A 25,273-nucleotide genomic window follows, 5' to 3' on the forward strand; every position below is an offset into this window, starting at 1 on the left:
GCGGGTGGGGCCGTACGCGCCCCGGGGGCCGGCTGCTCCGGCCGTCCGGGCGGGCGCGGGGAGCCGCCACGCCCGCCCCGGTCGGCACGCCCGGGTCCGGCCTTCCGGCCCGCCATCCGTAGGGGGGCCGGAAAGGGGTACCGGCGTGCGTGATCGGGCGAGGGTGATCAGGCGTTGACGCAGGTGTTGCCGAAGGCCGGGTTCAGCAGGCCGATGACGCTGACCGAGTTGCCGCAGGCGTTGATCGGGATGTGGATGGGGACCTGGATCAGGTTCCCGGACAGCACGCCGGGCGAACCGATGGCGGCACCCTGGGCACCGGCGTCCGCGGAGGCCATGGAGGCACCGCCGAACAGGACCGCTCCGGCGGCGAGGACGAGACCGGCGCTCTTCAGAACACGCGACATGGGGGGTTCTCCTTCACGAACGGGGAGCGAGGCGCACCCCGGGGGGGGCACGCGCCGCACCGGTCCCGTCGGGGCCGGCAGCTGCGATTCGTGGTCCTCACGTGCCCGGCTTGGTGGCAGCCGGATTCTTCCCCCGCACGGGTGATGGCCGGTCCGCGGTGATGGCCGGTCCGCGGTGATGTCCGGTCCGGATCCGGCGGACGGCAACCGCCCGCGGAGCCGGGTGGCGGAACGGGTCGACCCCCCGGGCCGGTGGGGCGGGCCGCCCCGGCCGCCCCGGCCGCTCCGGAGGCGCCGTCCGCCGGGATCCGTACGGTCGAGCGATCCGGTCACTCGATCGCGAGTTCTTCGGCGCCCGGGCGGCCGTGACGAGATGCTGGCGAGGGTGGCGCGTGACCGGCGTCGCCGTGGCGCGGGGCGAGCGGGGGGAACGCGATGGCGCAGGACGCGGGGCCGGAGGCCCGGGCGGTGCTGCTGGTGGCGGGGCTGGCCGATCTGGCGGTGACGACGGTGGGTTCGGCGTTGGGCACGGTGATGGACACGGTCGGCGGGCTGCTGCGCCGTTCGGACGCCGCGGAGTTGGCGGCGGAGGCCGAGCACGACCTGGTGGCGCGCGGACGCCTGGTCGTGGACCGGTACGCGGCCGTGCCGCCGGCCCACCTGGAGCTCCTCGCCCGACACGTGGTGGCCCGCGCGAACGACGGCGGGTGACCGGTGGCGGACGACCGGTGGGCGCAGGCCGCCTTCAAGACCCGTGTCGACGAGGTGCTGCACCGGGTCGTCTCCGAGGAGGCCGATCGGTTCGCGGCGATCGACGCGAGCCTGGGCGCGGTGGCCGAGCAGTTGGAGGCTTCCGTCGCGGACGGCAAGCGGTTGCGGGCGGCGTTCTGTTACTGGGGCTGGCGGTCGGTGGGACAGCCGGACAGCGACGCCCTGGTGCGGGCGGCGGCCTCCATGGAGTTGGTGCACGCCGCGGCCGTCGTGCACGACGACCTCATCGACGACAGCCCGCTGCGGCACGGGCGGCCCACCGCGCACATCGCCCTGCGTCGCGCGGTGAGCGGTCGTTCGGAGGCTCCGGGCGCCCGGAACTCCGCGACCGCCTCCGGCGCCGCCAGGTCGCTGGCGATGCTGGTCGGGGATCTGCTGATGTCGCTGGCCGGTCAGCTGTTCGCCACCTGCGGCCTGCCGGCCGCGTACCTGGCCCGGGCGCGCCCGCTGTGGTCGGTGATGGCGCGGGAGCTGATCGCCGGCGAGTGCCTGGAGATCCTGCGTACCGGAACCGGTCCGGACACGGCGACCGCGTTGAAGGTGGTCCGCTACAAGACCGCCAAGTACACCGTCGAACATCCCCTGCTCATCGGCGGTGCGCTGGCGGGTGCCGGGGCGCGGTTGCGCGAGGGCTACTCCGCGTACGGGCTTCCGTTGGGCGAGGCGTTCCAGCTGCGGGACGACCTGCTCGGCCTGTTCGGGGACCCGGAGCACACCGGCAAGGCCAACGCCGACGACGTCCACGGAAACCGGCCCACGACCCTGCTGGCCGAGACCTGGCGCCTGGCCGACGAGGAGGCGCGGGAATCTCTGCGGGCCCTGCTTGGCCGGGCCGACCTGAACGGGGAGGGTCTGGACGCGGTCCGCGGGACGATGCGCCGGCTCAAGGCTCCCGACCGGGTCGAGGAGATGATCGCCGCGCGGGTCGAGGAAGCCCTCGGGGCCCTCCACGAGCTGGCCGTGCCGCAGGAGGCGGCCACCGCCCTGACGGCCCTGGCCCATTCGGCGTCGGTCCGGCTGTCCTGACCGACGCGGCCGGGCACGGCCCGTGACCCGAGCACCTTCCCCGCCTTCAAGGAGCACCGCCATGACCTGGACCGAGGCGTCGATGGACGCCCTGCGGCAGACCGGTGACCGACTCGCCGACGCGACCGTCGCCACGCTCTTCGAACGCGGGGAGGTGGGGAAGTTCAACACCCTGATGCGCTACGTCTCCACCGCCGGGGCTCCGCTGCCGGACGGTCTGCCCGACGTGGCCCGCGAGTACCTCGAAGCCACGAGCTTCCCGCCGGCCTGGGTGGACTGGGGCGAGATGGAGAAGGCGCGGCTCTTCTTCATCGACAACAACGTGCACATCTCCACGGCCCTCTCCTTCGCCTCCATGCCGGCCTGCTACCTCGTTCCGCACGTGGCGAAGCTGCTGTCGGCCACCCACGGGTTGAAGTACCCCTCGAAGCGGATGGCGGAGACGGGCCAGTTCACCGTCCTCCTGATGCAGCCCGACGCCTTCGAGGCCGGCAGCCGGTTCGTGCCCGCCGTGCAGAAGGTCCGGCTCCTGCACGCGGCCATCCGCCACCACCTCGTGCGCGAGGACCGGTGGGACACGGCCGCGCTCGGGACGCCGATCTGTCAGGAGGACATGATCGGCGGGCAGATGTTCTTCTCGCTGCTCGTGCTGGACAGCCTGCACCGGCTGAACATCCACATGTCCACGGAGGGCGCGGAGGCCTACTACTACGCCTGGCGCGTGGTCGGGGCCATGCTCGGCGTCGACCAGGACGCCGTCCCCCGGTCCGTCGAGGACGCACGCCGTTTCCTCGACCTGTACATGATTCGGCACATGGGGCCGTCCGAGGAGGGCTCGCTGCTGACCCGGCAGCTCATCGACCTGTACGAGGAGATCGTGCCCGGGACCTTCTTCGACCCGATCGTCTCGGCACTCATCCGCCACCTCATCGGCGACACCTGCGCCGATTGGCTCCAGGTGTCGCGCACCCCGTGGGACGGCGTCGTGAAGGCCGCGCCCCATCTGCTCGGCATCCTGGAGACCATCGAGGACCGTTCACCGCTCGGTGCCTGGGCCCTGGACCGGCTGGGCCATCTCACGACGGTCCTGGAGCTGTCCTCGCTCACCCGTGGGCGCGTCATGCACTACGCCATCCCGGAGCAGCTCAAGAAGGACTACGGGGTCTCCGGCGCGGTGCCCCGGTCACACCGTTGGAATCCCCCGGCCGCCTCGCTCCCGTAGGGTCCCGTCGCCCCCGACCGGCCCGGGCCGGTCGGGGGCGGGTCAGGTCAGGCGCGGCAGCGCAGCATGGTCAGCGGGAGGTTGCCGTCGAGGTCGGCCCAGAACTCCTCGCCGTACTCCCGCACGCCGGCGGCGGAGATCTCCAGGGGCACCCAGGTGATGTCCTTGAAGCCGGCCGCCTCCAGGCTCTTCTCGTAGACCTCGCGGCTGGGCGGGTTCGCGACGAACGAGATCGGCGGGTCGAGGAGGGCGGTGATCCTCACGCGCGGCCCGATCTCGGTCTCCTCACCGAGGGACTCGCACAGGAATCCGTACTTGGCCAGGGACGGACCGTCGAACCGGTAGTCCGGGTTCTGCCCGAAGACGAAGAACTCGGCGCCCTCCGCGACGCTGCGGTGGATGGTGCGACACATCCGCTCGATGGTGGCGACGTCCTCGGTGTAGTTGAACAGCTGGACCGCGACGGCGATGTCGAAGGGCTTCTCGAAGGATCGGAGTTCGGCGACGTCGCCGACCTCGTAGTCCACGCCGAGCGGGTCGCGGTCCTCCAGTGCGCGGGCCGCGTCGATCATCGCGGAGGAGATGTCCACGCCCAGGACGTGGGAGGCGCCGCGGCGCTTGAACTCCCGGCTGTAGAAGCCGGTTCCCGAGGCGAGGTCGAGGATCGACCTGCCGGTCACGTCCCCGACGAGGGCGAGGAAGCCGGGGACCTCCCCGTAGCGTGCGAGAGGCAGCGTCTTGAACCCCTCGAACGCCTCGCCGATCCCGTCGTACAGCTGACCGCTCATGATGGTGGTCCCCCCGTTGTCCTGGCTCCGGCCCGCTTTCGGACCGGTGTCCATGACCGGAAGTCTTGCCCTCGTCGGCCGGGACGTCGTACTGGCGGATCACATGAATGTGGCGAGGGTGTTTGGTGCGCAGATCGTACGAGCGGCACGGGTGCTGACGGTACGGCGGATGCGCGGGCACGGTGAACACCCGCCAACCGGAAGGGTTCTAGCGGGGTTCGTGGGCCGCCTCGCGGCAGGCGGCGTTCGCGGCGCCGCCCGGTACACCGGCTTCGGTCAGACCGTTCACGCAACCCGAAAGGTCGCTGCTGACGCCCCGTTGGCACGCCGTGGTGACGGCGTCGGTGACGGCGACTCCCGTCCGGGCGGCCGTACGGGTGCAGGCGGGTACGTCCGCCACGGCGGTGGGGGCGGCGAGGACCGCGCCACCGAGGGTGAGGGTGAGGCCGGTGAGGACACCGGCGGCGATGCGGGTCGTCGTACGCATGGGACGCACCTGCTTTCCGGGCCGCGGCGGGCCGCCGCGCGGCCCGTCCACGCGGTCCTCGGCCGCCGCGGGGTGCCGCGGAGGCGCGCCCTCGTCGTACGTCCACCGTACGACCGGTCGCGCCTCCCCACGAGCGCGGGCGTCGGGAGCGCGATGCCTCAGGAGGAGGGCAGCGAGTCGAGCCAGTCGGTCAGGAGCCGGTTGACCTCGGTGGGGTGCTCCTGCTGGATCCAGTGGCCGCAGTCGTCGAGGATCCGGGCGGTGTGCAGGCCCGGCAGGGTCGTGGGGAACGCGCGGATCGCCTCTGTCAACCACGTGGTGGAGGCGTCCAGGTCGCCGCCGATGAACAGGGACGGCTGGGTGATGGGGGCACCCTCGAAGTCGGCGAGGTCCTTCCAGTCCCGGTCCATGTTCCGGTAGCGGTTGAGCGGCCCGCTCAGGCCGGTTCGTTCGAACTCCCCGCTGTAGAAGTCCAGTTCGTCCTCGCCGAGCCAGGCGGGTACCCGGCCGGAGGGGAAGCGGTCGCTGAGCTTCGCGCCCTGCGCCCGGCTGACGAAGTGCGGGGCGGGGGCGTCGGGCGCGGGCTGGGTGTCGGCGGACATGGCGGCGTAGAAGCCCGTGATCCAGCCGCGCACGTCGGGCTCGATCTCCGCCTCGGCCCGGCCCGGCTCCTGGAAGTAGGAGATGTAGAACTCCTCGTCACCGCCCATGAGCGCGAAGACCTCGCTGGGCAGCGGTCCGCTGCGCGGGGCGTAGGGGACGCTGAGCATCCCCACCGCGCGGAAGACGTCCGGCCTGGTCAGGGCGGAGTTGGCGGCGATGGCCGACCCCCAGTCGTGGCCGATGACCACGGCGGACCGTTCGCCCAGGGCGTGCACCACCGCGACGTTGTCCTCGACCAGTTCCAGCATCCGGTACGCCTCGATGTCGCCGGGCTTGGAGGAACGTCCGTATCCGCGGACGTCGATCGCGGCCACGCGGTAGCCGGCCGCGGCCAGGACCGGCATCTGGTGGCGCCAGGAGTACCAGGATTCGGGGAAACCGTGCACGAGCAGCACCAGCGGCCCGACGCCCTGCTCCACCACGTGGATCCGTCCCGCGGGCGACGCGACGAGCCGATGGGTGACTTCCGTGGCCTGCTGCGACATGGATCCTCCAGGATGTTCGACCTGCCGGGTACCGCTACCGGTACCCGATCATGCAGCCCGTGGTGCGGGTGTGGCGAGCGTAGTTGCCGGGATGGCAACACCGGAGTCCGGGATGGCCTGTGCGCCCTTCCCCGTTCAGTCGGGGAGCACCCAGTTCGGTGACCAGGTTCCCGGGGCGTCGTGGCCGGTCGGGGTGGCGGCGAGGTGCGCCCTGAGGGTGGTGAGCGCCGGGTGGGGGTTGTCCTTGTGCCACAGGAGGGAGTGCGGGTAGACGGGCGTCGGATCGGTCACCGGGATGCGGCGCAGCCCGTGGCCGGTGGGCCAGACGAGGCGGGTGTGCTCGCCCATGAAGGTGGCCAGGGCCGGGGTGTCGGCGACGGTGTCGAGGAGGGCGTCGGAGCCGAAGTTGGGGCCGGTCGCCTCGATGGTCAGGCCGAACCCGGCGACGAGGTCGTCGTAGTAGGCGGCCCACTCGGTGCCGGGGACGATGCCCGGCATCCAGATCCGGTGTCCGACGAGCCGCGCCATGGTCACCGACCGGGCCGCGGCCAGTGCGTGGCCGGGGCCGGTGAGGAGTTGCAGCGGCTCGTCGAGCACCCGGACGGACCCGATGTCCTCGGGCAGGGGCCGGCCGGGCGCGGCGACGGCTCGGAAGGAGGCGTCGATGGTGCCGGAGCGGAGGGCGGCGACGGCCGTCCCGATGTCGAAGAGCATCACCACGTCGAGGTCGATCCCGGGGTGCGCCCGGTGGAATCCGCGCATCAGGCCCGACGCCGCGACCCGTGAGGCGATGACGTCGACGCGCAGCGGCCTGCGGCCGGTGCGCACGGACGCGGCGGCGCGGTCGGCCGCGCGCAGCAGCTCGCGCGCGTGGGGGAGGAAGGCCTGGCCGTCGATGGTGAGGTCGGCGCCGCGCGGTGTGCGGGTGAACAGTCGCACACCGAGGTCGCGCTCCAGGGCGGCGATGCGTTTGGAGACGGCCTGCTGGGTCACGCCGAGCTCGGCGGCGGCCTCCTGGAACTGCCCGGCGTCGGCGGCGGTGACGAAGGTGCGGACGGTGTCGAGGTCCATCCGGCCACCCTAGGACCTGTCGGCCCTAGGCCCACAACCACAGGTTGTGGGAGAAGCCGTCCCGGTTGTTTGATCCCTGGTCGTCGCGCTCGGTTTGATGGTTCCGATCGCGGATCGGTTGTGGGCGAGGAGCTTCGTACGTGAAGAGCGGGCACCGGCTCGGGCGGCGGTTCGGGTGGCTGTGGGCGGCGTACGGGTCGAGTGCGCTCGGCACGTGGCTCGCCTTCGGCGCGTTCCCGCTGATCGCCATCGAGGTGCTGCGCGCCGGGCCGGCCGAGGTCGCGCTGCTCGCGTCCGCGGGGGCCGCGGTGGGCGCGGCGGTGGCGGTTCCGCTCGGCCCGTGGGTCGAGTTCCGTCGCAAGCGGCCCGTGATGATCGTGACGGACCTGGTGCGGTGTGCGGCGCTGCTGACGGTCCCCGTCGCGTTCGCGTTCGGTGGGCTCGGCTTCGTTCAGCTGTTGCTGGTCTCGATCGTCGTCGCGGCGGCCGAGATCACCTTCCGCGCCGCCTCGGGCGCCTATCTGAAGACGCTCCTGCCGGCCGAGGACCTGCTCGTCGCCAACGCCCGCCTGGAGTCGACCGCCTGGGCGATCACGATCGTCGGACCGCCGCTGGGCGGCGCGGCGATCGGGCTCCTCGGTCCGGTGGTGACGGTGGTGGCCGACGCGGTCAGCCACCTGCTGTCGGCCGCGGGTCTGCGCGCGATGGGCGGGCGCGAGCCGCATCGCGAGCGGCGCGAGCACACCGGCCGCCCCGGAGGTACCGGCCGCGCCGCACGCCGTGACGCCGCGGACGGGCGGGCGGCGGGCGGGCGGGCCGGTGGTCTGCTCGACGGCTGGCGGCACGTCCTCGCCGACCCGTCGCTGCGCCCCCTGTTCTTCAACACCGTCCTGTTCAACGGCCTGGTGATGGCCGCCTCGCCGCTGCTGGCCCTCCTGATGCTCGGCCCGCTCGGGTTCACGGCGTGGCAGTACGGCCTCGCCTTCGCCGTGCCCTCGATCGGCGGGTTGCTGGGTTCACGGCTGGCCCCGACGCTCGTCGGCCGGTTCGGGCAGCACCGGGTCCTGCTCGTGGCCGGGACGCTGCGCGCGCTCTGGCCCGTCGGCCTGGCCTTCCTGGGGCCGGGGACGGCGGGGTTGCTGCTGGTGATGGGCATCGAGTTCGGGCTGATCCTGTGCTGCGGGGTCTTCAACCCCGTCCAGGCGACCTACCGCCTGGAGCGCACCGCGAGCGACCGGGTGGCCCGGACGCTGACCGCCTGGGCGGTGACGACCAAGGCCTCGACCGCGCTCCTGACGGCCGTCTGGGGCCTGCTGGGTGTGCTGCTCGGCCCGCGCACGGCCATCGCCCTGGCCGGCGTACTCGTGCTGGCGACGCCGCTGCTCCTCCCCCGCCGCGCGGCGGCTCCCGCACGCGGGCCGGGGAAGGCGGCGCGCGGACCGGCTCAGGTGTAGGCGGCCGTGTCGCGGACCGCGCCGAACCGGGGGAAGGTCCGTTCCACCGTGAGGTGGTGTTCGTCCGCGGCGAAGCCGGACATCGCGTCGGCGACGAACTCCAGCTCGTAGCCGTGGTCGCTCGCGGCGCGCGCGGTGGACTCGACCCCCATCGTGGTGACCAGTCCGGCGAGCACCAGGGTGTCCACGCCCAGGTCGCGCAGCCGTGCGTGCAGGTCGGTGCCGTGGAACGCCCCGACGGTTCGCTTGACGACCAGGGCGTCGCCGGGCCGGACCAGGTCGTCGGCGAAGCCGCTGCCCGGCGGTTGCTCGCTCACGTTCGGCCTCTCCACCCGGACCAGCACGACCGGGCGGCCGTCGGCCCTGAACGCCTCCGCCAACCGGCGGCAGCGTGCCAACACCTCGTCACCGGAGTGCGGGGCGAGGGGCAACGCGATGATGCGGGGCATCAGATCGATGAGGAGCAGTGCGGAGGTCACGCGGACGATGGTAGGTCGGGCCGGGAGCCCGCTGCCCACGGAATCGATCGGTCCGGGGATGCGGCAGGATGATCGGGTGAACGCACAACGGGGAAGCACAGTAGAACGATCGATCGCGGATCTCGCCCGGGCACTGGTCGCGGCGGACGCCGGCGGCTGGACGCCGGAGGGGGTGAAGTCCCTGGCGGAGCAGCTCGGATGGGCCTGGGGCGGTACGTCGGACCGGCCCGTCCTGGTCACCGGACTGGCGTCCGGCGATGCCCGTCCGCGGCCGGTCGGCACGTACGAGGAACGGTACGTCGACGGCGAGTCGTACGTGGAGCTCGCGGTCCCGCTCGCGACCGTCGCGGACGACGCGGCGGCGCAGGCCGCCGCGTTCCGCGTCGCCAGGGAGGAACTGGTGGCGGCGCTGGGCAGGCCGTCCGTCCTGGGTTCGCACGGCGGGATGGGCCCCTTCTACGACAGCGGGCCGCTCTGGGGCGCCCCCTTCACGCGCTGGCGCGGCAGGCCGAACACCCTGGAGCTGCGCGCCGGGAAGTCGGGCCCGGAGCTCGTCCTGCTGCCCACCGGCCCGGCGGAGAACTGGTTCTGGCGCCAGGGCGTCGGCGAGGAGCACTCCATCAGCGGCTTCTTCGGCAGCAATCGTGACCCCGCCAATGCCGGACTCGGCCTTCCGGGCGGTTGGACGGCCCGGAGTTGGAAGACCGTCAGCACCTCGCTGGGCGACTTCCTGGGGGCGCTGCCCGCCGAGGTCGACGCCCTCGGGATAAGCGTCGGGATGCCGTTCTACGGGCGCACCGGCGCCGGTTCGCCCCTGCTGTTCGACGTGGCGTGCGACGGGGACCGGCTGGCCATCGGCTGCTTCGCCCCGGACGGCATCGATCCGGCCGCGCTCGGCTGGGGCACCGCGGCCCAGTACCCGAACACGGCTGCGATCTGGGGCGACGACGCCGAGGTGTGGCGCGTGGACGCGGGCGGCCCCGGCGAGCCGAAGGGGCATGCGCTCGCGGAGATGATGGTGGCGACGGCCAGGGCGGTGGGGGTGGAGGAGCCGACCGATCTGATCGTCGGCGGGGAGGCCGAGTACGTCGACGGCTACCACGTCACGTACTACGGCCTGGGTCTTCCGACCGGCTGACACCGCGCGCGGGCCGGGGCCGTCGTGCCCCCGGCCCCGGCCCGCCGCCCGGGTGGGGCCGGGTCGGGTCGGATGGACGGGCCGCGGCTGGGCAGCAGCGGGACATGGCCGTCCTTCGAAAGCTCGCCCGCCCGCTGCTCGCCGCTCCCTTCATCGCCGGTGGACTGCGCACCCTGCGCCATCCCGAGGCCGTCGCGGAAGTCGCCCAACCCGTCGCCCGGGAGGTCGGGAAGCACCTCCCGTCCTTCGCCGGGGATCCCGTCCGATTCGTGCGTGTGACCAGTGCGGTCCAGACGGCAGCGGGTCTGCTGTTCGCGACGGGGCGCGCCCCGCGTGTGGCAGCGCTCACGCTCGCCGCCTCGCTGGTGCCGACCTCCCTCGCCACGCACGCGTTCTGGAAGGAGCGGGACCCGCACGAGCGGGCGCGCCGGCGCGCCCACTTCCTGACCGACCTCGCGACCATGGGTGGGCTCCTGATCGCCGCCGCGGACACCCACGGCAAGCCCTCGCTCGCCTACCGCTCGCTGCACGCGCTCGACCGCCGGCACCCGGTGAGGGCGGTACGGCGTCCCGCCGAGGCCGCCGCGGCGAGTACGGTCAACCGTGCCAAGGCGGTCGTGGCCGCCCTGCCCGGCCGCTGAGCCGGGACGGGCCGGCCGGCTTCCGGCCGTCGACCGTGTACACCGCACCACATCCGGGTCCCGAGCCCGCCGCCGGTAGGGAACCGGCCGGACCGAGGAGGAGCACTCCATGGCTGACGCACGTCACCCCGCCCGCAGCATGTCCGTCGCCGCGCTGCTGCGACCGGCCCCGCTCGGACCGGGACGGCTGACGGAGACGCTGACCGCCGCCGCCCGCAACGCCCGGCGGCGCCGCGCCTCGGGGACGGCCGCCGTCTGCGCGACGGCGGCCGAGCACCGCCGCGGCCCCGACGGGGACGAGGCTCCGGGACCGGATGCCGGCGGCCGGGCACGGTGCCACGAATCCCCCGCGTCCGGCGATCGTCGCGAGCGGGCCCACCAGGCGGTCGAGGCGCGCACCACGAGCCCCGACGACCTGGCCTCGCTGCTCGCCATGCTGGACCTGCGGCGCCGGCCGGACGGCCGGTGAGCCGCCCACCCGGCTGATCGCTCCTGCTGAGGGCTGTCCCGTAATCCCCGGTTCCCCGGCCCGTCCCCTGCTCGGACCGTCGGCGTTCCCGTGATCACCGGCGGGCACCACCCGAGTCGACGGCCCCGGGGTGCCGGATCGGCCGGGGGCGCGCAGAGTGGGGCCTTGAGGACGTACGGCCGCGCCGGAGCGGTGCACAGGCACGGCGTCGGCCCGTGCCGTCGGACGAGTGAGGATGCCCCATGGTCCAGCCCGCCCCGCCCGCCCCCTCCCCCGCCGGCGCCGCCGCGGGGCCCGAGCCGATTCCGGCGGACCACGTCATCGTCCTGTTCGGCGCGACGGGCGACCTGGCCCGGCGCAAGCTGCTGCCCGGGCTGTTCCACCTGGCCCGGGCGGGGCTGATGCCGGGCCGCTACCGGATCGTCGGCAGCGCGCCGGCGGCCGAGGCCCTCAGCGACCAGGAGTTCCGGGAGCACGCCCGGCAGGCCGTGGCGGAATTCGGCCGCTCGCGGCCCGAGGGCCCGGCCTGGGAGACGTTCGAGGGCTGCCTGTCGTTCGGCGCGGCGGACACGGGAGCCGCGGAGCCGCTGGTCGCGGCGGTGCGCGAGGCCGAGGCCGCCGTCGGGGGCAGTCCCCACCGGCTCTTCCACCTGGCCGTGCCGCCCGTCGCCTTCGCCTCGGTCATCGACCTGATCGGGGCAACGGGTCTCGCCCGGGACGCCCGGGTCATCGTCGAGAAGCCGTTCGGTACGGACCTGGCGTCCGCCCGCGCGCTCAACGCGACCATCCACGCCGTCTTCGACGAGTCCCGTGTCTTCCGCATCGACCACTTCCTCGGGAAGGAGGCCGTCGACAACATCCTGGCGCTGCGGTTCGCGAACGGCCTCTTCGAGCCGCTGTGGAACCGCGAGCACATCAGTCACGTACAGATCGACGTGCCCGAGCACATCGACATCCAGGGGCGGGCCCACTTCTTCGAGGGCACCGGAACCTTCCGCGACATGGTCGTCACGCACCTGTTCCAGCTGCTGGGGTTCGTCGCCATGGAGCCTCCGGTGACCCTGGAGGCGGACGCGCTGCGGGACGAGCAGGTCAAGGTCTTCCAGAGCATGCGGGCGGTGGACCCCGCCCACGTCGTCCGCGGCCAGTACACCGGCTACCGCGACGAGCCCGGGGTCGCCCCGGAATCGGACACCGAGACGTTCGTGGCGCTGCGGGTAGAGATCGACAACTGGCGGTGGGCCGGGGTGCCGTTCCACCTGCGTTCGGGGAAGGCCCTGGCGGAGGGGCGGCACGTGGTGACCCTCGGGCTGCGCGAGCCGGTGCTGCGGATGTTCCCGATGGACGCGCGCGAGGCGGCGGACGGCCGGGCCGACGAGATCGTCATCGACTTCGCCGACCCCGGCTCCCTCACCGCCCGGATCCTGGTCAAGGAGCCGGGTCCGTCGATGCAGCTGGCCGAGGCCGACATGGTGTTCGCGTACCGCACCTCCTTCGCCACCGAGAACTCCCTGGAGGGGTACGAGCACCTCCTCCTGGAGGCGATGCGCGGCAACCAGGCCCTCTTCACCCGCTCCGACGGCGTCGAACGGCTCTGGGAGGTGGCGACCCCGCTGCTCGACGCACCGCCGCCGGTGGAGCCGTACGCGCCCGGGAGCTGGGGTCCCGCCGACATCGACGCGCTCGTCGCGCCGTACCGCTGGCACCTGCCGGACCGGCGGCACCACGGATCGTAGGCCCCTTCCGGTGCGTCACGATCCGGCGCGGACGGCCCCGGCCCTCGGGGGAACGGGCGGCGCGTGCGGGGAAAGTCGCGGTGACGGGGTGTCCGACCGGTTCCATCGGCCGGGCCTGGGTAGCCGGTCGCCATGGACCTGCTGACGCCCGCCGTCTTCGCCCCGCGCGCCGTCCGACAGTTGCGCCGCATCCGTGCCGCCTACGCCTGCGGGTTCGTCCTGTGGGCGGGTGGCGCCGCCTGGGAGGGATGGCAACGTCCCGGCGGTCGCCACATGTGGATGCTCCTGCTGCTCCTCGCCCTGTTCGGCGGCTTGCTGGCGGTGACCGTCGTCTCCCTGTACCGCCTGCGCAAGGCGGCTCGTGGCGCTCCGGCGGCAGTGACCGCGGCTCGGGCCGCCCGTGGGACCGAGCCGACGGACTCGTGACGGCGCGCCCAGGACGCCGGAGCGCGTGGGATGCCCGAGGCTGGACAGTCCAAGGTCATATCCATACATACCGGACATGAGGGACAGTCGTGGCTGCGAGCGGAACACCACCCCGGCATCACCGGTCCGACGCCGAAAGCGGAACCGGACCGGGCACCGGCGCCGATCCGGGTGCCCGCCCGTCCGGCTCCCCGCAGGAGGGCGGCGGTCACCGCTCGCGCGTCGCGCTGCGGGTCAACGGCACGCGGCACGCGCTCGACCTGGACCACCGCGTCACCCTCCTCGACGCCCTGCGCGAATCGCTTGATCTGACCGGCACCAAGAAGGGCTGCGACCACGGCCAGTGCGGCGCCTGCACCGTCCTCGTCGACGGCCGGCGCGCGAACAGCTGCCTGCTGTTGGCCGTCGCGCAGGACGGGGCCGAGGTAACCACCGTCGAAGGGCTCGCCGACGCCGACGGGACGCTGCACCCGCTCCAGGAGGCGTTCCTCGCGCACGACGCCTACCAGTGCGGCTACTGCACCCCCGGCCAGCTGTGCTCCGCGGTCGGCGTCCTCGCGGAGGCCGCCGCCGGACACCCCTCGCACGTCACGGGCGCGGCCCCGCCGCCGGGCCCCGTCACGCTGTCCGCCGCGGAGATCCGCGAGCGGCTCAGCGGGAACCTCTGCCGCTGCGGCGCCTACAACGGGATCGTCGAGGCGGTGGCCGCGGTCGCCGGCGCCGGCGTCCGGCCCGCTCCGGCGGCCACCGACGGCCCGGACGTGATCGCGTGAAGCCGTTCACCTACGTACGGGCCACCGGTCTGCGGGAAGCCGTCGACGCGCACGCCGCGCATCCGGGCGCCCGCTACCTCGGGGGCGGCACCAATCTCGTCGACCTCATGAAACACGGTGTCGAAACACCGACCGCGCTCATCGACATCACCCGGCTGCCCCTGCGCGGGATCGAGGAGACACCCGAGGGCGGCCTGCGCGTCGGAGCGGGCGTGCCCAACAGCGACCTGGCCGCGCACCCCCTCGTACGGTCCCGGTACCCGGTACTGTCCCAGGCCCTGCTCGCGGGTGCGTCGGGCCAGCTGCGCAACGTGGCCACCACCGGCGGGAACCTGCTCCAGCGCACCCGCTGCCCGTACTTCCAGGACGTGTCCAAGCCGTGCAACAAGCGCGAGCCCGGCACCGGTTGCGGCGCCCGCGACGGCGTCCACCGCGACCTCGCCGTACTCGGCCACTCCGAGCACTGCGTCGCCACGCACCCCTCCGACATGGCCGTGGCCCTCGCCGCGCTGGACGCGGCCGTCGAGTTGTACGGGGGCGAGGCGGGGGCCCGGAGCGTCGCCGCGACCGCGTTCCACCGGCTGCCCGGGGACCGCCCCGAGCAGGACACCGTCATCCGCCCCGGGGAGATCGTCACCGCCGTGGTGCTGCCCCCGGCGGGCCCCGGCGCGGTATCGCTCTACCGCAAGGCCCGCGACAGGGCCTCGTACGCCTTCGCCCTCGCCTCGGTCGCCGCCGTGCTGGAACTCGCCGACGACGGCAGCGTGCGGCGCCTCGCCCTCGCGTTCGGCGGGCTCGCCCACCGGCCCTGGCGCGCCGCTCGCGCCGAGGAGCTGCTGACGGGATCCCGGCCCACCGAGGAGGGCGTACGCCGGGCCGTGGACGCGGAGTTGTCGCAGGCCCGGCCGCTGCGCGACAACGCGTTCAAGGTCGAGTTGGCGCGCGGCCTCGCCCACGACGTGCTCGCCCGCCTGGCCGGCGCGGCCGGCGGACCGCCGCCCCCGGACCGGCCCGCCGCGTAGCCACGGCCGGTACGCGAGTACGGCGAGAACCACGTGCGGCGCGGGGTGGACCTCGTCGCAGAACACACCGGCCGCAGCCCACCGTACGGAACCGTGCAACCCACCGATCGCCCGCCGCGTCCCCGCCCGGCCGACGCGGCGGCCGGGTCCGCACCGATCAGAGAGGGAGCCGTCATGCGCTCCACCAACGCCCTCGGCAGCCCTACGCCCCGGCGGGAGGGACGGGAGAAGGTCACCGGCGCCGCCCGCTACGCCGCCGAGCACACCCCGCCCGACTGCGCCTACGCCTGGCCGGTCGCGGCGACGGTCGCCCGCGGGCGCGTCACCGCCGTCGACGCCGCGGCCGCCGCCGCGCTGCCCGGCGTCATCGGTGTGCTGACGCCGTTCGACGCACCGCGCCTGGGCCCCTCCGACGACCCCACGCTGCAACTGCTGCAGGACACCCGGGTCCCCCATCGCGGCTGGTACGTGGCCCTCGTCGTCGCGGACGGCCCCGAGGCCGCGCGGGCCGCCGCCTCGCAGGTACGGGTCGACTACGCGAGCGAGCCGCACGACGTCGTCCTCAGCGCCGACCACCCCGACGCCTACACCCCGCAGGAGGCCAACGGCGGCCATCCCGCCCACCGGGAACAGGGCGACCCGGACTCGGCGCTGTCCACCGCGGCCGTACGGGTCGACTGCGCCTACGCGGTGGCGCCGCTGCACAACCACCCCATGGAGCCGCACGCCGCCACCGCCGTGTGGGACGCGGAAGGCCACCACCTGACCGTGCACGACTCCAGCCAGGGCGCGGGCGCCGTCCGCGCCGCGCTGGTCTCCCTGTTCGGGCTCGCCGAGGACGATGTCACCGTCGTCTCCGAGCACGTGGGCGGAGGCTTCGGCTCCAAGGGGACCCCGCGCCCCCACGTGGTCCTGGCCGCGATGGCCGCACGCCACTACGAGCGGCCCGTCAAACTGTCCCTCCCCCGCGCCCACCTGCCCGCGACGGTGGGACACCGCGCGCCCACGCTGCACCGGATCCGGTTGGGCGCCGACGCCGACGGGACCCTCACGGCCCTCACCCACGAGATCACCACGCACACCTCCCGCGTCCGGGAGTTCGTCGAGCAGGCCGCCGTGCCCGCCCGCGTCATGTACGCCGTGCCGGACGTGCGGACCACGCACCGCGCCGTCGCGCTGGACGTGCCGACACCGTCGTGGATGCGGGCGCCCGGGGAGGCCCCCGGCATGTACGCGTTGGAATCGGCGATGGACGAACTGGCGGACGCCCTCGGCATGGACCCCATCGCGCTGCGGGTGCGCAACGAACCCGGGACCGAGCCCGACAGCGGCCGTCCGTTCAGCAGCCGCCACCTGGTGGAGTGCCTGCGCGAGGGTGCCGACCGGTTCGGCTGGGCGGGCCGCCGCACCCCGCTCCGCGAGGGACCGTACCGCGTCGGCACCGGGGTGGCCGCCGCCACCTACCCCGTGCTGATCGCCCCTTCGACCGCCCGCGCGCACGCCCTGCCCGACGGCGGCCACCTCGTCGAGATCAACGCGACGGACATCGGTACCGGGGCCCGTACCGTCCTCGCGCAGGTGGCGGCCGACGCCCTGCGGGTTCCCGTCGACAGCGTCTCCGTCGCCATCGGACACACGGGCCTGCCCGCCGCGTCGCTCGCCGGCGGCTCCTCCGGTACGGGCTCCTGGGGATGGGCCGTCCACGACGCCTGCACCGCACTGGCCGCACGCCTGGAGCGCCACCGGGGGCCGCTGCCGGCCGGGGGCCTGTGCGCGTCGGCCGACACCACTCAATCGGCCAAGCAGAAGTCCCCGTACGCCCGACACGCCTTCGGCGCGCACTTCGCCGAGGTGCGGGTGGACACGGTGACCGGGGAGGTACGCGTCCGACGGCTGCTCGGTGTCTACGCCGCCGGACACATCCTCAACCCGCGGACCGCGCGCTCACAGTTCAAGGGGGCGATGGTCATGGGGATCGGGATGGCGCTCACGGAACACAGCACCGTGGACGCGGCGTTCGGCGACTTCGTCGAGAGCGACCTGGCCGCCTACCACGTGCCCGCCCACGCCGACGTGCCGGACATCGAGGCGCACTGGATCGACGAACACGACAAGCACCTCAACCCGATGGGCAGCAAGGGGATCGGCGAGATCGGCATCGTCGGAACGGCCGCCGCCATCGGCAACGCCTTCGCCCACGCGACGGGGCGCCGGCTGCGCGAACTGCCCCTGACCCCGGACCGCGTGCTGGCCGCCCTGCGCGCCGACACCTGAGCGCACGGGCGCGCCGCACCGGGGCACGAGTGCGGGGGCGGGGGTACGGGGCGGGGGTAGAGGGCGCGGGGGGCGAGGGTGTGGGGGCGGTGGGCCGGCGCGTCGGACGGCTCACCGCGCGGCTGTGTCCCTGCGTCACAGAACGGTGACACGCCCCACGAACCGTGGCATCCGCCGCAATCATGGCGCGATGCGCACACACCACGTCACCCTGCTCGCGGCCACCGGTCTCCTCGCGCTCACCGCCTGCAACCCGCAGGTCGCTGACGGCAAGCCCGGCACACCCGCCTCCTCACCCGCCGCCTCCTCACCGGCCGGGACCTCACCTTCCGAGGCATCGACCGGCGGTGCCAGGACCGCCACGCTCCCCGACTTCGTCGGCAAGGGCCTCCAAACGGCCCAGGACGAGGCCCAGGCCGCCGGCTTCGTCCTCCTGAAGTCCCATGACAGCCTCGGCCGACAGCGGCTCCAGGCCCTCGACCGCAACTGGAAGGTGTGCAGCCAGACCCCGGCCGCCGGTGCGAACGTCGACACGTCGACCACCATCGACTTCGGCACGGTCAAGCTTGAGGAGACCTGTCCGGCCGCCGACGCACCCGCCCCGAAACCGGCCGGCGACACCATGCCCGACTTCGTCGGCAAGGGCATGAAGGCCGCCCGCACCGCGCTGCCGACGAACGCGTCGATCACCGTCAAGGACGCTTCGTCCCAGGGCCGCATGGTCCTCCAGGAGTCCAACTGGGAGGTGTGCACCCAGAACCCGGCCGCGGGTACCGCGCTGACCGGACAACCGGTCGCCTTCACCGTGGTCAAGGCCGACGAGTCCTGCCCCTGAGGCGGCACCGGCCACCGGCTCCCGCGCACGGCAGGTTCTCACGGGCGACGGGCATCGACCCGATCGCCGGCCGCCGCGGCGCGGGACGCGGAGGCGGGTGCGGCGGTCGACGTCGGCGGTCACCGGCTCAGGAGCAGGAGGACCGCGGCATCGCGGTGACGCCCGGCGCGGATCCTCCTACGCGGCGCCGGTGAGCCGGTTGGCGAGGGTCGAGACGGTGTACGTCCCGATGCCGAGGACGACCTCCAGCGCGTTGCGGCGGTCGTAGCCGTGGGCCCGGAAGGCCGCCATCTCCTCCTCGCTCACCGCGCCGGAGGAGGCGAGGACCTGGAGGGTGAACCGGCGCAGCGCTTCGAGACGTTCGGGGTCGGGAGCAGGGCCCAGGGCGGCGAGTTGGGCCTCGTGCATGTCGACGCACATGTGGCACTGGTTGCGCGAGGCGACGGTGAGGATCACGGTCTCGCGTGAGTGGGCGTCGAGGGTCGTGGACCCGAAGATCTCGTTGAGCTTGAGGAATCCGTCCAGGGTCTGCGGGGACTCGCGGAGCAGGGCGACGGCGGCGGCGGTACGGGTGGACAGGTCGGCAGGGGCGGACGGGTCGGTACGGGTGGACAGGTCGGCGGTCATGACGGCTCCGGGGCAGGGGTGCGGACGGGTAGGATCGACAACATGGTTGACGATGTCGATGAAGGAAACGTAAACCAGGTTGTCGATTCGGGCAAGGGGGTCACGTCGTTCGAGGAGTTCGACGACACCCCCGGCTTCGAGCTGCCCCTGCTCCTCCTCGGTGGCTTCCGCACCCTCATAGACCGCCTGCACGCCCGCCTCGCCGAGGAGGGGCACCCCGGTCTGCGCCCCGCGTACGGTTTCGCCCTACAGGCGATCGGCGACCGCGGCGCGACCGCGAGCGACATCGGGCGGCGCCTCGGGGTGTCCAAACAGGCCGCCGGGAAGACCGTCGACCGGTTGCTCGCCCTCGGCTACGCGGAACGCACCGACGACCCCGGGGACGCACGCCGCAAACTCGTCCGCCTCACCCCCCACGGTCGCGCCGCCCTCGGCCGCTCGGCCGCCGTGTTCGACGAACTCCGCGCCGAGTGGGCCGGGGCGCTGGGCGCGGAGCGCGTGCGGGACATCGAGGCCGCCCTGCGGACCGTCGTCCCGGCCGAAACCGCGTTCCGCCTCGACGCCACCAGCTGGCTCGGCGGGGCCTGAGGCCGAACGGAAGGGGACCGGGAAGGGGACGGCCCCGACCCGTGGCGTCACCGATCGGTCCGGCGCCCAACGGTCAGTGGGGACGGCGGATGCGGATGCGGATCGGGCCGCGGGCCTTCGCCGGGTCGACCGGGTGGCCGCCCTGGGTGATTTCCACCTCGCCGGCGGTGACCAGGCGCCGGGCCGCGCGGCGGGCCGGTTCCATGAGGGCGCGCCAGCCGTCGTCGTCACCCTCGTACGCCGCCCGCGCGGCGTCGGAGGGGCAGATGCTGGAGGTCGGGCCACGGCGCTCCAGCAGTTCCAGGATGGCTCGCTCCAGGCGCCGGCCCGTCCGCCGTTCGTCGTCCGTCACCTCTGAGGTCCTCGGCCGGTCGGCCGCGTCACGGGGACGTCGGCGGTGTCCAGCCCGGATCACGCCCGCTCAGCCCGAGGGCCCGGTCCAGCAGCGGGGCGTCGTCGGATACGGGAACGACGGGGCCGAAGATCCCGTCACCGCGGTCCCCCTCCTCCGCGGCGGCCGACAGGAACACGTACGAGGCGTACAGCGCGGCCCCGTCCGGCGCGTACTCCTGGCCGGTGGCCCGGGCCAGGTCCCAGCCGTGCAGGACGAGTTCGTCCGCGGCCACCGCTGCCGCGATGTCGCCCGGCAGGTCCACGCCGCCCGCGCGGGTCATTCCGGTCCGCGCGGCCGGTTCCCGCCAGGCCTCGGCGAGCTCGTCGAGGACCTCGGGCAGTTCCTCGCGCCACCCTGCGGGCAGGGAGGGGACGCCCGACCCGGGGTCGGTGTCCGTGGTGGGGCCGAAGTCCTTGCGGGCGGCGTCGCGGAAGGCGACGCAGAGCCCCGCGAGATGACCCAGCAGGTCACCGACCGCGTACGCGGGACAGGGCGTCGGGGCGGTGAGGCGGGCTTCGGGTACGCCCGCCACGAGCCGCGCCACGATCCGGGCCTGCGGGCCGAGGTCGAGGGTCGTCATGTCCGTCATCTGCCGCTCCTCCCACACGATGGGTCCGAAGGGTAGACCGGCGGCGGATCCCGAACTCATCGCAACACGCACCGGAAGTTCCAGGGAGCGTTCGACGGGCTCCCGGGAGCGGGCGTTCGCGGCGCCGTTTTCGGCCGATGACCTGGTCAGGGCGTCGATCCCCCGTCCAGGCCCACCGGGCACCGGGCACCGGGCACCGGGCGAGGACGATGCCCCGCAGCTCGTGGCGGCCTTGCCATCGGCCCTGCTGCTCACCGCGCGGATCGCATCGCCGTTCGGGCAGCCCATGGCATCGAACGGAGCGGCGAGGAGGCCGGTCTCCGACGTCAACGGCTCGCCTCGTCAGGGCCCTTGGCCCGGCGACGCGGGCCGGGCCGCCCGCGTCCCCGGGCAGGCCGCCCTCCGCACATGGTGGTCCCCTCGTGGGGTAGGCGCGGCGGGGTAGGCGCGGCGGTGACCGGAGCGGAACGCACCGCACCGCACCCATCGGTCCGGGCCGGGCCGGGCCGGCAGCGTACGGCACGGTGAAGTCGCGGTGGGTCGCCGCGTCCGTGCGGTGGCGGCATGCCGCTCCGCTGGTTGGATGGAAGCGTCCGCACCCACTCCCCGAGGGAAGGAACTGGCCATGAACAACGACAGTCAGCCGAGCAAGCGGACGCGGGAGATGCGCGAGAAGGCCGAGGAGCTCGAACAGGCGGCCCAGCACGCCGGAGACCCGGCGGAGAAGCGACGACTGACGGAGAAGGCCCTGCACATCCGCCAGTTGAGCGAAGAGGTGAACGGCAGGGGCAGCGGCACCATGGACCCGATGTAGCGCCTCGGGACCGATGCGCGCCGGGACCGACGCGCCTCGGGAACCGTTCGCTCCGGCGGCACCGCCCACGCATGCGGGGCCGCCCCGCACCGACCCCACAGCACGCCCCGCCCACGCGCCCGCGCGTGCGCCCGTCGCGGGATGCAACCCGTACGGGTGAATCGTTACCCCCCGCCTGCGGAGGGGCCCCGTCCCGGTTGATCGTTCTCGGGGCGGGCCGGCTTCGGCCGTCCCGGGCGGGTGAGCGGAGGGTATGGCGGTGGGGGTCGATGTGGTGCGCGCGTCCGCGCGGGCGGGGAGGGTCGTGCTGTGGGAGGAATCCCCGCGCGACGGGGCCCAGGCCAAGACGCTGATGACTCCGGAGTTCCGGGTGCGTCTGGCCCGCGCCCAGGGCCGGATCTTCGGCGGGGACGGACCCCGGCACGTGGTGTTCGCCGCCGGTTTCCCCGCCGTGTGTCCGCAGGAGTACGAAGCGGTCCGTCGGGTGGCGGTGGAGGCCGAGGGTGCCGTGAGCGTGTCCGCGGTGTGTCGGGGCACCGCCGCCGACGTGCGGCAGGCCCTGGCCTCGGTCCGGGGCACCGCCCACGCCCGGATCATGGTGGTCGTGCCCGCCTCGGAGGCCATGGCGGGGGTGATGACCCACGGCAGCGCCGAACAGGCCTTGATCGGCGGCGCCGCGCTGGTCGCGCAGGCCCTGGGCGCCGACGACACCGTGGCCGTCGACGTGTGCCTGGCCGACGCGTCCCGCGCCGACCACGGGCTGACCGGCGAGCACGCGGCGCGGCTGACGGAGGCCGGTGCCGGGGTGGTGGTGCTGGCGGACACCGTCGGCGACCAGTTGCCCGAGGACGCAGCGGCCATGTTCGCCGCCGTGCGCCGCGGCGCGGGTGACGACGTGGTCCTGGCCTCGCACCTCCACAACGACCTCGGTCTCGCCCTGGCCAACACCCTCCAGGCGCTGCGCGCGGGGATCCGCGTGCACGCGTCGTCCTGGCTGGGCATCGCCGAACGCAGCGGCATGGTCGCCACCGAGCAGCTGCTGTTCCTGCTCGCCTACCGGCCCGACCGCACCCGCGCCCTCCTCGGCGACGACCGTGCCGCGTGGTGGACCGCCCCCGACCTGACGCTGCTGCCGGACATCGCCCGCATGGTGGCCGCGGAGACCGGTGCGCCGCTCGGCGTGACCACCCCGATCGTCGGGGACGGGGTCGGCACCATTTCCACGGGCACCCCGTTCGTCCATCCCCGCCTGTTCGAGCCGTACGATCCGAGCGAACTGCTCGGCATCGAGCCGCGGGTGGTCCTCACGCACCTGGCCAGTGCCCGTGTGGTCCGTGCCGTCGCGGAGCGGCTCGGACACCACCTCGACGCCGACCAGGCGCGTACGGCGGCGACGTGGGTGAAGTCGCGGGCCTTCGACAGGGGGCACGCCGTGGTCGACGACGACGCCTTCGCCGACTACCTCGCCGCTCTGGCCGTCCCCCCGGCCCGTAGCCCGCGGTGACCGCTCCCCCGGCCGACGGCGCGGACACCGCGCGCGCCCACCTCGCGCGGGGCGGGGCCGTCGTGCTGCCCAACGCCGCGCCCCTGACGTACGTCGTCGCCGCCACCACCCCGTACGCGGTCAACCGGGCCAAGGGGCGCCCCGACGGGCAACCGGTCGCACTGTGGACCCATCACCCGCGGACCACCGAACTCGTCCTGCGCGCACTGGACCTGTCCCCTCGGGCCGCCGGTACCGCCCGTCCGCTACTGACCGACGAACGCGTGACGTTGCTGGTCCCGCTGCTCCCGGACCACGCGCCGCCGACCTGGCTGGCCCCGGCCTGCCACGAGGGCTGGACGCTGCTCTTCGGGGCGCGTTGGGGCCCCCTCCGGTCCGTTCTGGACGCGCACCCCGTCCTGTACGTCAGCAGCGCCAACCGGACGGGCCACCCCCCGGCGGCCACCGCGGCCCGGGCCCGGGCCGTGTTCCCGGGCGACGTTCCCGTCCTCGACGCGGCCGCCCTGCCCGGCGCGACCCCGGACGCCGCGGACGCCCCGCCGCGCGCGGCGACGACCACGATCCGCCTGCACCCCGACGGGCGCATGGAAGCACACCGGTCCGGTGCGCAGGACCGGCCGTACGCCGACGCCGGCGCGTACGTGGACCACCTGCGGACCGTGTTCGACTCTTTGCGCTAGGTCGGCCGGCCCGGTCGGGGGCCGGATCGGTGCCGGACGGCGATCCCGCCGGCGGGCGCCGGGCCCCGCCGGGCCGTTCCGCCGGATGCCGTCGTACGCCGCCCGGGGGCCAGGGCCGCGCGCAGCGCCGGGGTGAGGGCGCGGCGGGCCTCGGCGGGGGTGAGGGCGGCGGGGGTCGGGAGGGGGTTGACGTAGCGGGTGTAGATGAGGCCGCCGAGGATCGTGACGACGGCCGTGGCGCGGGCGGTCGCGTCCCGGCCGCCGAGAAATTCAACGAGGCGGGCCAGTAGCTCGCGTTCCAGGTATTCGCGGATCGCTTCGGCGGCCTCGTCCCCCTGCCCGGTGAGTCGCCGGAAGTCGGCGTCCTCCCAGAGGTCCGTGACCGCGTCGATCAGTCGGTCGGGGAGGGTGGCCGGGTCACCGTCGAGGACGTCGTCCACCGTCAGCGCGGTCGCGCACTGAAACTGCATCACGTCGGCGAAGAGGCCCTTCTTCGAGCCGAAGTGGTAGGCGATCAGGGCGGGATCCACACCGGCGGCCGTGGCCACGGCGCGCAGGGTGGTGCTTCGGTAGCCGTGCTCCAGGAACAGCGCGCGGGCCACCGGGACGATGGACTCGCGGGTCGGCGGATTGCCGCGGGGGCGGCCCCGGGTGCGGGGGCGGGCGGGGGTGGCGGGGGCGGGCGCGGCATTATTCATCGGCGTTGAGCCTGCGTTTCGTGAGGGGCACAGTCAAGGGCGTTCCGACCACCTCACGAAGGACGAACCGACACCATGCGCATCACCGTTTTCGGAGCCAACGGGCCCACCGGCCGCCGGCTCACCGATCAGGCGCTCGCCGCCGGCCACGAGGTCGTCGCCGTGACCCGCCGCCCGGGCTCCCTGACCGAACGCCCGGGGCTCTCCGTGGCCGTCGCCGACGCCACCGATCCGGTGGCCGTCGACGCCGCGATCGGCGGGACGGACGCCGTCCTCTCCGCGCTGGGCGCACGCTTCAGCTCTCAGGCCATCACCACGTATTCGGCGAGCGCCGCCGCGATCACCGGGGCCATGGTCCGCCACCGCGTCGAACGGCTCCTCGTCGTCAGTTCCAGCGTCGCCGATCCGCACTGGCGGCCCACGGGCGCGCACTTCTTCAACCACGTGCTCGATCCGCTGGTGAACCGGCGCCTGGGCCGCACGCTGCACGCGGACATGCGCCGCATGGAGGACGTGATCCGGGGGACGGAACTCGACTGGACCCTCGTCCGGCCGTCGGGCCTCTTCGAGCACCCCGTGGTCACGGACTACCGCACGGCCGAGGGCAGCGCGGACGGCGTCTTCACCGCTCGCTCCGACCTTGCCGCCGCCATGCTGCGCGAGCTGGGTGAGCGGCGGTACGTCCGCATGGCGATGGGTGTCGTCACCACGGCCGTGAAGCCGAACATCGCGAAGCTGGTCCGGGACGAAGGGCTGAGGAAGAAGTGAGCCGCACGACCGTCGAACTCCCCTTCTCGACAAGGGCGTTCCTCGCCAACCCCGGTACGGCCGGCCTCGCCACCCTCCGCCCGGACGGCACCCCGCACCTCACCCCGGTCCGTTTCACCTTCGACGAGGCCGCAGGTCTGGTCCGGGTGACCACCCGGGCGGGTGCCCGCAAGGCCCGGAACGTGGCGGCGGGCGGGCCGGCGGGTGGTCCGGGGGCCCGTGCGTCGCTGTGTCGGGAGGACGGCTTCCGTTGGGTCACCCTCGAAGGCCGGGCCACCGTCACCGACGACCCCGTGCGCGTGGCCGAGGCGGTGCGCCGCTACACCGCCCGCTACGGGGCGGCCCCGCCCGAACCGCCGGACCTGGTCGTCATCGAGATCGCCGTGGACCGCGTCCTGAACCCCGCCCCCCGACCGTCCGTACAGAGAGCGAAGTGACACCGCG

General features: G+C 74.0%; 29 protein-coding genes. 19 read left to right on the forward strand and 10 right to left on the reverse strand.

The features are described 5' to 3' along the window. Positions 1 to 167: 167 nt before the first annotated feature. Complete coding sequence (locus tag ACZ58N_RS33885; protein ID WP_471167905.1) at positions 168 to 407, reverse strand: chaplin; 240 nt, start codon at positions 405 to 407, stop codon at positions 168 to 170. Positions 408 to 842: 435 nt separating this feature from the next. Between ACZ58N_RS33885 and ACZ58N_RS33890 the strand changes: the two genes are divergently transcribed. The 3 genes from ACZ58N_RS33890 (at position 843) to ACZ58N_RS33900 (ending at position 3,426) form a co-directional block, all read left to right on the forward strand. Further along, on the forward strand, positions 843 to 1,118 hold the full coding sequence (locus ACZ58N_RS33890; protein ID WP_471167908.1) for a polyprenyl synthetase: 276 nt from the start codon (positions 843 to 845) through the stop codon (positions 1,116 to 1,118). Between the two features lie 3 nt (positions 1,119 to 1,121). Then, positions 1,122 to 2,204 (forward strand): polyprenyl synthetase family protein, encoded by a 1,083-nt coding sequence (locus tag ACZ58N_RS33895; protein WP_471167910.1) that lies wholly within the window; start codon positions 1,122 to 1,124, stop codon positions 2,202 to 2,204. Between the two features lie 61 nt (positions 2,205 to 2,265). Further along, positions 2,266 to 3,426, forward strand: coding sequence for an oxygenase MpaB family protein (locus ACZ58N_RS33900; RefSeq protein ID WP_471167913.1), 1,161 nt, complete (start codon positions 2,266 to 2,268; stop codon positions 3,424 to 3,426). Positions 3,427 to 3,473: 47 nt separating this feature from the next. On the opposite strand, the gene ACZ58N_RS33905 is transcribed toward ACZ58N_RS33900, so the two are convergent. The 4 genes from ACZ58N_RS33905 to ACZ58N_RS33920 all read right to left on the reverse strand — a co-directional run bounded on the left by ACZ58N_RS33905 (position 3,474) and on the right by ACZ58N_RS33920 (position 6,920). Next, positions 3,474 to 4,214, reverse strand: a complete 741-nt coding sequence (locus tag ACZ58N_RS33905) for a class I SAM-dependent methyltransferase (protein ID WP_471168064.1) — start codon at positions 4,212 to 4,214, stop codon at positions 3,474 to 3,476. Positions 4,215 to 4,422: 208 nt separating this feature from the next. Continuing rightward, positions 4,423 to 4,701 (reverse strand): hypothetical protein, encoded by a 279-nt coding sequence (locus ACZ58N_RS33910; RefSeq protein WP_471167916.1) that lies wholly within the window; start codon positions 4,699 to 4,701, stop codon positions 4,423 to 4,425. A 158-nt stretch (positions 4,702 to 4,859) separates the two neighbouring features. After that, a complete protein-coding gene (locus ACZ58N_RS33915; protein ID WP_471167919.1) occupies positions 4,860 to 5,849 on the reverse strand; it encodes an alpha/beta fold hydrolase in 990 nt (329 codons plus the stop codon). A 135-nt stretch (positions 5,850 to 5,984) separates the two neighbouring features. Next, positions 5,985 to 6,920, reverse strand: coding sequence for a LysR family transcriptional regulator (locus ACZ58N_RS33920; RefSeq protein WP_471167922.1), 936 nt, complete (start codon positions 6,918 to 6,920; stop codon positions 5,985 to 5,987). Between the two features lie 140 nt (positions 6,921 to 7,060). Here ACZ58N_RS33920 and ACZ58N_RS33925 point away from each other — a divergent pair, with 140 nt between their 5' ends. Next, positions 7,061 to 8,374 carry an MFS transporter gene (locus ACZ58N_RS33925; RefSeq protein WP_471167925.1) on the forward strand — a complete coding sequence of 438 codons (1,314 nt, stop codon included), beginning with the start codon at positions 7,061 to 7,063 and terminating at the stop codon, positions 8,372 to 8,374. Here the strand turns inward: ACZ58N_RS33925 and ACZ58N_RS33930 are convergent. Continuing rightward, positions 8,365 to 8,853 (reverse strand): isochorismatase family protein, encoded by a 489-nt coding sequence (locus tag ACZ58N_RS33930; RefSeq protein ID WP_471167928.1) that lies wholly within the window; start codon positions 8,851 to 8,853, stop codon positions 8,365 to 8,367. The two genes, ACZ58N_RS33925 and ACZ58N_RS33930, sit on opposite strands and share 10 nt — an antisense overlap. A 76-nt stretch (positions 8,854 to 8,929) precedes the next feature. Between ACZ58N_RS33930 and ACZ58N_RS33935 the strand changes: the two genes are divergently transcribed. The 9 genes from ACZ58N_RS33935 (at position 8,930) to ACZ58N_RS33975 (ending at position 18,167) form a co-directional block, all read left to right on the forward strand. After that, positions 8,930 to 9,991 (forward strand): hypothetical protein, encoded by a 1,062-nt coding sequence (locus ACZ58N_RS33935; protein WP_471167931.1) that lies wholly within the window; start codon positions 8,930 to 8,932, stop codon positions 9,989 to 9,991. A gap of 104 nt (positions 9,992 to 10,095) precedes the next feature. Further along, complete coding sequence (locus tag ACZ58N_RS33940) at positions 10,096 to 10,632, forward strand: DoxX family protein (protein ID WP_471167933.1); 537 nt, start codon at positions 10,096 to 10,098, stop codon at positions 10,630 to 10,632. 109 nt (positions 10,633 to 10,741) lie between these two features. Next, a complete protein-coding gene (locus ACZ58N_RS33945) occupies positions 10,742 to 11,101 on the forward strand; it encodes a hypothetical protein (protein ID WP_471167935.1) in 360 nt (119 codons plus the stop codon). Positions 11,102 to 11,343: 242 nt separating this feature from the next. Beyond that, a complete protein-coding gene (gene zwf / locus ACZ58N_RS33950; RefSeq protein WP_471167938.1) occupies positions 11,344 to 12,837 on the forward strand; it encodes a glucose-6-phosphate dehydrogenase in 1,494 nt (497 codons plus the stop codon). Between the two features lie 132 nt (positions 12,838 to 12,969). After that, positions 12,970 to 13,263: a hypothetical protein gene (locus ACZ58N_RS33955; RefSeq protein ID WP_471167941.1), complete on the forward strand. Its 294-nt coding sequence runs from the start codon at positions 12,970 to 12,972 to the stop codon at positions 13,261 to 13,263. Positions 13,264 to 13,490: 227 nt separating this feature from the next. Beyond that, positions 13,491 to 14,036, forward strand: a complete 546-nt coding sequence (locus tag ACZ58N_RS33960) for a 2Fe-2S iron-sulfur cluster-binding protein (RefSeq protein ID WP_471168066.1) — start codon at positions 13,491 to 13,493, stop codon at positions 14,034 to 14,036. Beyond that, a complete protein-coding gene (locus tag ACZ58N_RS33965) occupies positions 14,033 to 15,058 on the forward strand; it encodes an FAD binding domain-containing protein (RefSeq protein ID WP_471167944.1) in 1,026 nt (341 codons plus the stop codon). The genes ACZ58N_RS33960 and ACZ58N_RS33965 overlap by 4 nt, the downstream gene beginning before the upstream one ends. 174 nt (positions 15,059 to 15,232) lie before the next feature. Next, a complete protein-coding gene (locus ACZ58N_RS33970) occupies positions 15,233 to 17,332 on the forward strand; it encodes a xanthine dehydrogenase family protein molybdopterin-binding subunit (RefSeq protein WP_471167947.1) in 2,100 nt (699 codons plus the stop codon). A 190-nt stretch (positions 17,333 to 17,522) separates the two neighbouring features. After that, positions 17,523 to 18,167: a PASTA domain-containing protein gene (locus ACZ58N_RS33975; RefSeq protein ID WP_471167950.1), complete on the forward strand. Its 645-nt coding sequence runs from the start codon at positions 17,523 to 17,525 to the stop codon at positions 18,165 to 18,167. Between the two features lie 177 nt (positions 18,168 to 18,344). Here ACZ58N_RS33975 and ACZ58N_RS33980 read toward each other — a convergent pair whose 3' ends face one another. Next, positions 18,345 to 18,794: a carboxymuconolactone decarboxylase family protein gene (locus tag ACZ58N_RS33980; protein ID WP_471167953.1), complete on the reverse strand. Its 450-nt coding sequence runs from the start codon at positions 18,792 to 18,794 to the stop codon at positions 18,345 to 18,347. Between the two features lie 42 nt (positions 18,795 to 18,836). Between ACZ58N_RS33980 and ACZ58N_RS33985 the strand changes: the two genes are divergently transcribed. Further along, positions 18,837 to 19,382, forward strand: a complete 546-nt coding sequence (locus ACZ58N_RS33985; RefSeq protein WP_471167955.1) for a MarR family winged helix-turn-helix transcriptional regulator — start codon at positions 18,837 to 18,839, stop codon at positions 19,380 to 19,382. A 73-nt stretch (positions 19,383 to 19,455) separates the two neighbouring features. Here the strand turns inward: ACZ58N_RS33985 and ACZ58N_RS33990 are convergent, their stop codons facing one another. After that, positions 19,456 to 19,734, reverse strand: coding sequence for a DUF3253 domain-containing protein (locus ACZ58N_RS33990; protein ID WP_471167958.1), 279 nt, complete (start codon positions 19,732 to 19,734; stop codon positions 19,456 to 19,458). Positions 19,735 to 19,762: 28 nt separating this feature from the next. Next, a complete protein-coding gene (locus ACZ58N_RS33995) occupies positions 19,763 to 20,365 on the reverse strand; it encodes a TIGR03086 family metal-binding protein (RefSeq protein ID WP_471167961.1) in 603 nt (200 codons plus the stop codon). Positions 20,366 to 20,990: 625 nt separating this feature from the next. Here ACZ58N_RS33995 and ACZ58N_RS34000 point away from each other — a divergent pair. The 3 genes from ACZ58N_RS34000 to ACZ58N_RS34010 all read left to right on the forward strand — a co-directional run bounded on the left by ACZ58N_RS34000 (position 20,991) and on the right by ACZ58N_RS34010 (position 23,363). Next, a complete protein-coding gene (locus ACZ58N_RS34000; protein WP_471167964.1) occupies positions 20,991 to 21,179 on the forward strand; it encodes a DUF6381 family protein in 189 nt (62 codons plus the stop codon). Positions 21,180 to 21,438: 259 nt separating this feature from the next. Then, positions 21,439 to 22,683, forward strand: a complete 1,245-nt coding sequence (locus tag ACZ58N_RS34005; protein ID WP_471167967.1) for a 2-isopropylmalate synthase — start codon at positions 21,439 to 21,441, stop codon at positions 22,681 to 22,683. Next, a complete protein-coding gene (locus ACZ58N_RS34010) occupies positions 22,680 to 23,363 on the forward strand; it encodes a hypothetical protein (RefSeq protein WP_471167970.1) in 684 nt (227 codons plus the stop codon). Before ACZ58N_RS34005 ends, ACZ58N_RS34010 begins: the two co-directional genes overlap by 4 nt. On the opposite strand, the gene ACZ58N_RS34015 is transcribed toward ACZ58N_RS34010, so the two are convergent. Beyond that, on the reverse strand, positions 23,360 to 24,061 hold the full coding sequence (locus ACZ58N_RS34015) for a TetR/AcrR family transcriptional regulator (RefSeq protein ID WP_471167972.1): 702 nt from the start codon (positions 24,059 to 24,061) through the stop codon (positions 23,360 to 23,362). The genes ACZ58N_RS34010 and ACZ58N_RS34015 overlap by 4 nt on opposite strands. Positions 24,062 to 24,136: 75 nt before the next feature. Between ACZ58N_RS34015 and ACZ58N_RS34020 the strand changes: the two genes are divergently transcribed. Next, a complete protein-coding gene (locus tag ACZ58N_RS34020; protein ID WP_471167974.1) occupies positions 24,137 to 24,829 on the forward strand; it encodes an NAD(P)-dependent oxidoreductase in 693 nt (230 codons plus the stop codon). After that, complete coding sequence (locus tag ACZ58N_RS34025) at positions 24,826 to 25,266, forward strand: pyridoxamine 5'-phosphate oxidase family protein (protein ID WP_471167977.1); 441 nt, start codon at positions 24,826 to 24,828, stop codon at positions 25,264 to 25,266. Before ACZ58N_RS34020 ends, ACZ58N_RS34025 begins: the two co-directional genes overlap by 4 nt. Positions 25,267 to 25,273: the final 7 nt, after the last annotated feature.

This window comes from Streptomyces sp. NPDC040432, from assembly GCF_055595445.1.